Annotated in this window: 8 protein-coding genes; all 8 read right to left on the reverse strand. The window is 29.2% G+C overall.

Going from position 1 to position 10,138, the window contains the following annotated elements; genetic code table 11:
• Positions 1-13: 13 nt before the first annotated feature.
• Entirely contained in the window at positions 14-1,003 is a 990-nt protein-coding gene (locus tag DZ60_RS0115495; RefSeq protein ID WP_025742955.1) for a TauD/TfdA family dioxygenase, read from the reverse strand.
• 326 nt (positions 1,004-1,329) lie between these two features.
• Positions 1,330-1,860: a UpxY family transcription antiterminator gene (locus tag DZ60_RS0115500; RefSeq protein ID WP_025742956.1), complete on the reverse strand. Its 531-nt coding sequence runs from the start codon at positions 1,858-1,860 to the stop codon at positions 1,330-1,332.
• 305 nt (positions 1,861-2,165) lie between these two features.
• Positions 2,166-2,846, reverse strand: coding sequence for a response regulator (locus DZ60_RS0115505; protein ID WP_025742957.1), 681 nt, complete (start codon positions 2,844-2,846; stop codon positions 2,166-2,168).
• A gap of 12 nt (positions 2,847-2,858) precedes the next feature.
• Complete coding sequence (locus DZ60_RS0115510) at positions 2,859-4,895, reverse strand: ATP-binding protein (RefSeq protein WP_152537451.1); 2,037 nt, start codon at positions 4,893-4,895, stop codon at positions 2,859-2,861.
• A gap of 80 nt (positions 4,896-4,975) precedes the next feature.
• On the reverse strand, positions 4,976-5,140 hold the full coding sequence (locus tag DZ60_RS25280; protein ID WP_161634431.1) for a hypothetical protein: 165 nt from the start codon (positions 5,138-5,140) through the stop codon (positions 4,976-4,978).
• 2,017 nt (positions 5,141-7,157) lie between these two features.
• On the reverse strand, positions 7,158-7,994 hold the full coding sequence (locus tag DZ60_RS0115520) for an alpha/beta hydrolase (RefSeq protein ID WP_025742959.1): 837 nt from the start codon (positions 7,992-7,994) through the stop codon (positions 7,158-7,160).
• Between the two features lie 96 nt (positions 7,995-8,090).
• Positions 8,091-9,344: a glycosyltransferase gene (locus tag DZ60_RS0115525; protein WP_025742960.1), complete on the reverse strand. Its 1,254-nt coding sequence runs from the start codon at positions 9,342-9,344 to the stop codon at positions 8,091-8,093.
• An 86-nt stretch (positions 9,345-9,430) separates the two neighbouring features.
• Positions 9,431-9,997 carry a hypothetical protein gene (locus tag DZ60_RS0115530; RefSeq protein ID WP_025742961.1) on the reverse strand — a complete coding sequence of 189 codons (567 nt, stop codon included), beginning with the start codon at positions 9,995-9,997 and terminating at the stop codon, positions 9,431-9,433.
• Between the last annotated feature and the right edge of the window lie 141 nt (positions 9,998-10,138).

Below are 10,138 nucleotides of genomic sequence, written 5' to 3' on the forward strand. Positions count from 1 at the left end.
GAATTTTTATAATTTAAGAAATAGATACAATAATTTTTCTTTCACCTTGATAAGGGTTTCTTCCATGTGACATTAACATGTTATCTAGAAAAAGTACATCTCCTTTTTCCCAAGGGAATTCTATTGTTGATTTACTATAGGCCTCTTTAATATGTATAATTTCTTCTTCAGTAATTTCTGAACCATCTCCAAAAAAGGTGTTATTTGGCAGTTCTTCATCTGATGTTATGAAGCTTAGTAAATCTTCATTCAAAGAATATTTATTAAAAAACATAGCATGATTAAACCAGGTCAATTCTCCTGTTTTGGGATGCTCCCAAATGGCTTTTTTGGTCCAGGTTAGTTCTAAATGGTCATCATTTTTCCAGTCATATAGCATTCCGTTTCGTTCGCACTCTAACTCGACTTCCTTGCGATCCGAAGTTTGAAAGACTTCTTCCCAACCCATACCTAAAAAACCTGTTAGGTTTCTTCTATACATTACACCCAAATCCAAAAATTTCTTTACCAACTCCTGTCTCATATTCTGAATAATCATTCGATTATCTGCTATTGGGGTTTCTCCTTGTACTTCTGCCGGAGTGATACAACAAAAAACAATTCTAGTAGGATGACTCGGAGCATATGAACTTTCACTGTGCATATTAATACTTTGATCTTCTGGATATGTTGTAGATACATATACATTATTGGTAATCTCATAACGAGGAGAAGATCTCATTTTATAATCTAATAATTCGCTAGGAAAGGTTTCGGTTAAGCTTTGAAATTTTTCTACAGTATCCACTTTAAAATCCCGACAAAGAATTGCTCCATATTTTCTCAAATTAGCATTAAAATATTCTTGATTGTCACGAAGCCAATCTGATAATTCTTGATGCTCATCATTATTTTTAATTACTAAAGGAAAACCTAAAGATTCTTGAATAAGTGAAGTAGTAATACTTTTATCCAAAAGTAATTGCTCTTCGTTACTTGTGTTTTTTTCTACTTGATAACTCATGATTCTAAACTTTTTAATATCTAACTACGGTTTTATTACTCAACAGACACTTTACTTAAATACATAGTCTAATTATTCATTAAACTTAGTTTATACCTCAAAAAATCTGTTGCATCTTAAGCTACTGTATATACAAGGGCTTAGTAAATTTTTAACTCACTATCACGGCTATCCTAAAGGTATTAGAACACCCATATGATGTATAGAAATCTTCATAAAGAAGTTTCAATACATGAATCGGACTAAAAATTTGATTTATAGATTTTAGAACAGCTGCTAAACGTATGAATAAAAGTAGTTTTAAAGTAATACTATTATTAGGGAATCTAGACCGCTACGGTATACTCTTCTAATAAATGTTTTGAAATTGTTGCTGTTATATTTTGTCTTATAGAGTCAAAACGCACCATTACCCTATTTTCACTATTAATGCGAACGACTTCGCAATCTAAACCATTTAAAGGACCATGATTTATCTTATATTTCTCTCCTATAAAAGGTTCTTTGCTATTGATTTCTAAATCCTTAACACCATCTGCGTTTAATAGAAGCTTAATCCTGTTTATTTCTTCATCAGCGATTTGCGCATATTCTTTTCCGAATCTTATATAAGTACAAGCTCCTTCAATATTTAGTGCCTTATAAAAATCTTTTGCAGAGTTATTTTTCACAAAAACATAACACGGAAACAATGGTTTATGTAATACTTTTCTTCGATCACTCCATTGTCGTGTAGTTTCAATTAAAGGAAGAAACGATTCACATTGATTTTCCTGTAAAAGGTTATGAACTTTTTTTTCTTGACATGATCTTACATAAAGAACATACCACCCATTTTTAAAAGTGTTTAACTTCATAATAGTAAGGATTGATGATTGATTGATTGAAAAAATCTTAGACCAAAAATTCAAGGTTCACTGTACTATTAAAATTTGCATACAGCTTCGCTTCTTGCGGTCACATTTCTATTTGATAAAACATGATCACATTGGTTAGAAATACAATCAATTTACTTAAAAGACTACATCTAGTTCTAAAGAAATTTGAAACTATAAATAAACCTCAAGTAATTGATTTCTAACCAAAGATATAGAAGTATATACTATTTGATAAAGTAAAGCCCATACAATAAGTAAGGGGTTTCCATGTGTTTTTAAAAACGCTATATAAAGCCTTTTTCCTTGGCTTTTATAAGAAGTTCTCTATCATTCTCATTCTGGACATTGAAGATGTTTTTGAGATGTCGCTTTCTCTTTTCTATACCAGCAATAGAGAGCGGTAATACATCAGGAAGGTCTTTCATTTTAGAACCAATAGAAAGTTCATATAACAATTTTCTATCGATATCATCTAGTAAAAAATCATTAGCAACTTCTTTTCTTAACTGCTTAATAACGGTTTTACTGTAATAAGGTGGATCTATAATTACTGTTTCTATTGCAACTACTAATTCTGAAGGAGTAATATCATTTTTTATTAAAAACCCGTCTGGATTTATACTCTTAAATATACTATGTATTCTAAAATTATCATTAAAGGTTGTAGAAACTATAATTTTTGAAGAGGGTAATAGCGTTTTTATTTTTAACCCCAAATCTTCTCCAGAGATAATTTTTTTGTCCGGAGCTGGAGGTAATTTCATGTCTAAAAGAATTAAATCGATCTCCTTTTGGTTGCTAGAAGCTTCAGTAATCTTTTCTAGAGCATCCGTACAATTATGTACAACATCAATTGTAAAAAGAATATCTTGTTTATTGCTGCTTAACTTATGCAAAGCACTCTTGTAGGACTCCGAAATTAATGGGTGATCATCTATTATTAAAACGGTATATTTTTTTTCCATAAAATTTTCAGTTTAGACGGGCATTGTTACATTAACTGTGGTTCCTTTTTGAAATTGAGAAGATATTTCTAATGTTCCCCCTAGTCTTTCAACTCTTGATCTCATATTTTTTGTACCAATCCCTTTTTTCTTCTTAGATAAAACATAGCCGATACCGTCATCCTCTAGTACCAAATTAACATTTTTGTTTTTGATAGAAAAATATAGCTTTACTTGTTTTGCATTTGCATGTTTAATTATATTCAATAATGCTTCCTGAAGTATTCTATATAAATTTACTTTAACAATTTCACCTACTTCATCCCAATTCGTATCTTCATCGATTTCTAATTGACAAGAAAAGCCCCCTAATTTACCTTTCTCATCTAAAAGATCTCTAACCAAGGTAATAAAATCCATATCAGATGTTTTCAAATCATATTTGAGGTTATGAGATATAGCTCTTATTTCTTTTTCTATTAAATGTAATTCATTCAGAAAAGACTGAAATTGATCTAAAGATTGTTTACTCCCTTGAAGATCTAAAAACCCTAATCCAAAACGAGTTCCAAATAATTTTCCTAAAACTCCATCATGCAATTCTTCAGAAATGCGATTTCGTTCTCTCATTCTTCCTTCTTCTAATTTAGTCTTATGTTCTAAAGACAAAATATATATTTGTTCGTTGGCCTTTTGTTGTTCATTTTTTAAAATTAACCTATCATTTCTTGTTTTTTGAATTTTAATGAAATATAACAATATCAGAAGTGTCACTAAACCAAGACTAACAATTAAAATGATAATTTTTTGCTGATATAATCTTTTGTTTTCCTTTATATATTCATCAGTTTCGAAGGTTATTCGATTAAACTTGTTTCTTTTTTTTCGTTCATTTTGATACAAACTATCACTGAATGTAATATAGTCTTCTAAATATTTTTTTTCTTCCAAAACATCGGTCTTAGAAAGTAGTTTTAATGAAAGTAAATAATCTTGGTTACTATTTATTTCTTTGCTCAGCTCATTTGCTTCTTTGGCAAATTTATATGCCTTCGATTTATCTTTTAGAGCCAAAAAGTATTCTGATAAGTGTATTTTATTAAAAACAATTCCTGCCTTATGATCTATACTATCTCTAATACGGAGTGCATTAAAAAATTCTTCCTTGACCTTTGTAGTATCATTATTAAGAAATTTACAATATGCTCTATTATCGATTAATCTAGCATACAATTTTATATTTTCAGATTCAAGATCTTCATTCTCTAAGGCTTTATCAAAATAAACAATAGCTTTATTATAATCCTTCAACTCCTTATAAACAATACCTATATTATTTAGTGAACCTTCACGAAAAGTGTGTTTTTCGTCTATTTTATTTAGATACTCTAAAGCTTTTCGGTTATAAAATAATGCTGTATTATATTCTTTAAGCTCCTTGTAGAGAACAGCTAAATAATTATAAGACTCGTATAAAGATTTATTTTTTTTTAGCTCTTTATATATCGGTATAGCCTGCACAATTAAGTTTTCACTACCAGTATAATCTCTAAATCTTCCTTTAATAATTGCCATATTATATAACATTTTCGCTCTGTAATACTCATGATTAGCAGAATTGAAATAATAATATGCCCTATTATAATGATAGTATACACTATCATAAACTTCCTTATTTAATTGATAATATGCATAATTCCAGTGAGTGTCTGCAATTGAAAAATCATGTTTTAAGCGTAAAGCCAATTCATGAGCCACCTTATTACTCCTTTTAAAGAGAATGGTATCCTCTAACTTTAAAGCCTGATAGGCAATAGAACTTATCTTTTTACTTTTTACGGTATCTTCAGGAAATAAAAGAACGGTATTATATGCTTTTTCTAAAACCTCTATTCTTTTAGATAAGGGTATATCAGAATTCTTCGACTTTTTGATCCATTCATTAACGGTGTCAATTGTATCTAATTTATTGGCAACCCCTTTGTTTTGTTGTTCACATCCAATAATTAATAGACAAAACATGCTAATAAATACGGTACCAAAAAATATATGTGTGTTTTTAAAACTCAAGGTGTGAAAATTTTACATCAATAATATAAAAAATGCCTTTAAAAATATTAAAGGCATTAAAATATATTTTCTGAAGATGGTTAATCATCTTTTTCATTATCTATATCAACATTATCCTCATCATTAGCTACTTCTTCATCCTCAACAACTTCTATATACATATCTTCTTCTATATCATCTGATACACATGATTGAACACTAACGATGAATAAAAATAAAATAAAAACATTTTTGACATTTTTCATGGTTTAATAGTTTAAGAATTTATATTGGTTTTAAATATTTGATTACAAGAATTATACAAAGCTCTTTTCAGTAGAAAATGATTACAAAACCTAATACGCACACTAATTTCACATTCAAAAACCCAAAGCAGAAAGCATACGGGTGTTACCCCTCTTGAAGTGATTAGAGGTAAATACTAAATGGAATGTTATCGAAAAAATTAGGTGGATTTCATTTTTGATAAACGAAATCTTTTAGATTTTGCATTCTCAGGATATTTATATTCACGAATACATTTATAAAGAAAAAATTTGATTGTTATAAAAACTATATCTAGTTATAATACAGTTAAAAGATGAAAATAGCTTCGCTTCTTGCGCTCCCAAAGTTCTTATTTAATAAAGACCTTGAACGGCACATTGATAAGCTACTTCTGAAATGATAAGCCATTTCAAAAATATTTAATTCCAAAGAGTGCACCTTAAAACAGGAGCTAAAACTTAGAATCTTATTAGTAAATTATATAAAATCACACACCATTTGTGCAGTAATTTTTAATAATTACTCATTTCTATAAAAAAGTGGGGTAATAAAATAATACTTGTTTATACTATACGTAAGCCAGTATCATATTGATTATAAATTTTCGTAATAAATACAAGAAGTTCGTCTGTTAGTAATATTTAATAATGATTTGTTGCATCATTAAGCTTGTTTTTTCTGAAAACAAATTAACAGTAATAAAATCAAGGAAAAAATAACAATGTATTTTGGACCTAAAATTCTATCATTTGATTACATAACTACCTGTATTTTATCATTTACAAATTCTACAAGTACGAATTTATAGAATTTTATTTTAAAACAACTCCCTGAAAACAGTGATAAGATTGTTGTATGCTCAAAAAAACTAGTGAAACATTATTTATTACTAGTATTTTTAATTAAAAAAATACACTTTTAACAATAGGTGTTTTCAATATTATTTTTCTAAAAACCTACACCCATAGTATCGACACGCCTCTAATAATCTCGCATTACAAATTTTTAACTACACATTTGACAAATTATCAACACCGAATAATCGAACTTGAGAATTAAGTAAAACTTTAAGCCACGTTAAACTTCAAATAACCAAATTTTCACAAAAAATTAACAGTGCCTCTTCTGAGTTTTGACGTTCAAGATGAGAATTATAGCTAAAAACATATAAAGTAGAGTAGACTTATTTGCCCAATTTTGGAATAAGGTTTATTGATTACTCGAAAAGATTCTAGTTTTATATCTTTAGCAATCTACTCATTCATTTAGATACTACTCTTTCTGCAATCAAAACTTATTTCTGTTAAGTTACATAATGAATGAAAGTATCATATTTCTATTCTGAGGTTCCTATAAGTTGCTACTAAAAAGTAAAAATAGCTTCGCCTCTTGCGCCCACAAAGTTTCTATTTATATAAGACTTTGAACAGCACATTGATCAGTAATTTTCGAAATTGTTAAATAATCTCAGAAATATTTAAATCCAAAAAGATTATAACTTAGCCCCGAGGGCTTCTATACTAATGATGCTATTTTTCATTTTTATAACATATCATAATGAAGTTTTTTTGTTAAATTTTTATTAAAAAAATAACAAGTATCTATTCAAACTGAAGGATTATTAATCAGTGTTTAGGTTTTGAGTAAAAACACCATTCTAAATAAAAGAGTTCTCAATTAATCACTAAACTTAATTATTTACTAGACTTCTAGTACCAAGAGTTGTTAAACCCATATATATTACCCTCGCATAGAACTACTAATTTTCCCAAAAACTTATATAAAATAAGTAGTTTCAACACTAATAATCAGAATACCAATTGTGTTCATAATGATAGTAAATGATAAAGATTTCTTTTTTAACTCTTTCTGTGTTGATAAAAAACTTTTTTACCCTTAATAGGTAGGTGTTTATGACTTGTTCTAATTCAAGAATCAGTGCTATTTGACAAAATCATGAGTTGTGCAACGGCTATCGGTGTTGTAGTTAGTTTTTTATTCTTTTTCCGTTTTAAATATCTTTTCAAATGCACTATAAACTGCTAAATGGAGCGCATCTCCATGATCTTGCTTTTCTAAAAACTCAAAATAGAGATTCGTATTTTCTTTCTTGTTTAAGTTTAGTTTAGCGTATAATTCTTTGGCAGTTCTTTCCATTATTTCACCTTCTTTTCCAACTGCAATAAAAATTGACTTTTTAGTTGAGTAAGAATTTGGCATGTGCTTAAGTAATGATTCGTCATCCCACCACAAACTTGGACTTACAATAATATAGTTGTCGAACGTGTCAGGTTTTTTAAATAGAATTTCAGTGACTAAAAGCCCTCCGAGAGATTGACCAATCAAAGTTCTTAGTGAATTTGTTTTATATTCATTGTCAATTAATGGTTGTACTTCTTCTACAATAAAGTTCATAAACTCTTTTGATTTTCCCGTTGTCGGAAAGTCTTTTTTATCTTTTTTGTTGTTGGTAGGGAAGGTAAAGTCTCTTTTTCTATCCACATTAGAAATTCCAACAACAATTGATTCTGGAAGCATATTAATCCAAGAGAACGAGCCAAATTGTACAAGTCCAGAAATATGGATAAAATCTTCATCAATAGAACCGTCTAACAAATAAATAACAGGATATTTTTTCAACGAATCTTTTGAATATCCGTTTGGTAAATAAACATTCAACTCACGTTTTTCATTAAGGACTTTTGATTTAAATTCTATTTTTTCTCCAATTGAAAGCTGAGTGGTTTCAATCGATTTGTTTTCATTTTGAGCGAGAATTAGATTACAAAAAGCGATACTGATAAATGTGATAAATATTTTCAATACTTTCATTTATATTGTTTTTCAATTGGCTACGACGGTAAATATAACAAACGTTGTTGTCCCGAAGGGCAACTATGTTTTGTTATATAGTGTTGTAACCTATTTTTAATTCATGATAAAATTGTAAACTTCATTTCTAAAGTTTTCATTCTTAATTTCTTTACTCAATTCTTGCGCTTTTTGTTTGTAACAATCGTTTTCCATAAGATCAATCACTTTAGGTTCAAGATTGTTTATCGTAATTTTACCAATATCAAGTCCTAAAGGACCTGCTCCTTTTTTGTGAACTATTTTATTCCATACAAATTGATCAATGATATGCGGAATAATCATAGTAGCGCATCCGTATTTTAAAGCCATATGCGTTGTTCCAGAGCCACCATGGTGAATAACGGCATACGTTTTAGGAAAAACCCAGTCATAAGGAATACTCTCCACAAAGTGAATGAGTTGAGAGTTATAGTTTTTAGGTTGAATGATACCACCAGCACAGGTATTAATAATTGAGGGAATTTTATGTCGTTCAAGAATTTGGAGTATCGTTTTTGTATTTTTTTCGGGGTCGGTATTAACCATACTTCCAAATGTGATAAATACGAATTTTGGATGTTGTTTTAAGAATTTCTCTAATTCAAGGGAAGGATTCCAATTTCTTGTTTTATTCCTTTCATGAAATCCTAATACTTGTAAGTTGTTATTCCAATACTTAGGGCGCTGAAAAAGAGAAGGAGAGATAGTGTATAATACATTGTTTTTTGATAACACTTCCCGAACTTTTTTAGAAGTTAATTTTCTGCTTTTATCTTTTAACCACTTTTGAGAATACGTAACACTTTTTACTGACCCAAAATTTACCAGTTTGTAAGTCAGCTTATTTATATATTTACCATAGTTTTTACTAAAAATGATGTGAGGATGATCCTCAACATAATGCAAGTAAGGGACGGGACTTATAAATGTAGTTTTTCCTGAGTTTTGTAAGCTCCAAAGTATGGGATATATGGCTTTTGGATGATGAACAATTCTATCTGGTTTTTGTGCTTGAATACATTTTTCTTGATTTTTAATCATTTCCTCATTAGCTGCTGGTTGCATGGAAATGAGTTTTATGTAAGCTTTTAGTTTTTTAAATCCGAATTTCCCTCCTCCCATAGCAATTTTAGCCTCAGGAGTATCCAATAACTGCATAAATTTTGAACCGAGTGAAACAAATTCAAATCCAGAGTCTTCAGCAAGATGCCTGAATTGCTCAGGAAAAAGACAAATAATATGATGCCCTTTTTCTTTTAATATTTCACCGATAGCAAGAAACGGTTCCATATCTCCTCTAGTACCTACGGAAGTTAAGATTATTTTCATTTAATTGGCTACAACGTCTCTTTTATATTGTGCTTGCCTGCCGAAGGCGGCATATGCAATATAAAAGAGACGTTGTGTATAGTTTTTTAATAGGCAAATCGATTAAAAACTCCAATCAATTTCCATTCTTCATTCAATTTTTGATATAGACTAGAGTATCCTCCACTATTACCTAATTTAAAGCTAATAATGCTATATTTATTATCGTCAGAAAAAACAGGTCTGGATATTGATAATGGCCAGCCTCTCCATTTACTAGGATTATTATTATACTGTCTCATTTTTCTTTTCAACTCCCTTTGTTGTTCTTTAGATTTTGGTTTAATAGATTCCAGAGCAGCATTAATACTAATTTTCTGATTCTTTTTTGTCAGATAAACTTCATTTAGTTCGTCCACTTTCCATTCCGTCAAGTTTTGAGTATTAGTTTTTGAAATCAGTTCAATTAAAATTATCGAATCATTCAAAGTAAGCTCACTTTCATTTAGCTCATATAGATAATTATTGATGTTCCATTTGTCCGTTTTTAAATTAGGTTTATACCCCTCTTTGTCAATAATCTTAGTTTTATGGACTAAAGCTAAATCTAATAAATCTTGAGAATATAAATTATAACTAAAAAGTATTACGAATAAGCATAGTAGTTTTTTCATTATTTGGTCAGTTTGTCCTCAAAACTAAGCTGGTTAGCTTACCTATAAAACTCAAAATGAGTAATCCTACTCTTTTAGAAGATTAAATATCCAAATCATTTAGTTATTAGACTTGATAATGTTCGTTAAGATACATAGTTT

The sequence above is a fragment of the Aquimarina pacifica genome (assembly GCF_000520955.1).
GTDB lineage: Bacteria > Bacteroidota > Bacteroidia > Flavobacteriales > Flavobacteriaceae > Aquimarina > Aquimarina pacifica.

Bases quoted from the DNA above. Each gene is read 5' to 3' on its own strand.
- DZ60_RS0115495 (WP_025742955.1), bottom strand. From the start codon at position 1,003: ATGAGTTATCAAGTAGAAAAAAACACAAGTAACGAAGAGCAATTACTT.
- DZ60_RS0115500 (WP_025742956.1), bottom strand. From the start codon at position 1,860: ATGAAGTTAAACACTTTTAAAAATGGGTGGTATGTTCTTTATGTAAGA.
- DZ60_RS0115505 (WP_025742957.1), bottom strand. From the start codon at position 2,846: ATGGAAAAAAAATATACCGTTTTAATAATAGATGATCACCCATTAATT.
- DZ60_RS25280 (WP_161634431.1), bottom strand. From the start codon at position 5,140: ATGAAAAATGTCAAAAATGTTTTTATTTTATTTTTATTCATCGTTAGT.
- DZ60_RS0115520 (WP_025742959.1), bottom strand. From the start codon at position 7,994: ATGAAAGTATTGAAAATATTTATCACATTTATCAGTATCGCTTTTTGT.
- DZ60_RS0115525 (WP_025742960.1), bottom strand. From the start codon at position 9,344: ATGAAAATAATCTTAACTTCCGTAGGTACTAGAGGAGATATGGAACCG.
- DZ60_RS0115530 (WP_025742961.1), bottom strand. From the start codon at position 9,997: ATGAAAAAACTACTATGCTTATTCGTAATACTTTTTAGTTATAATTTA.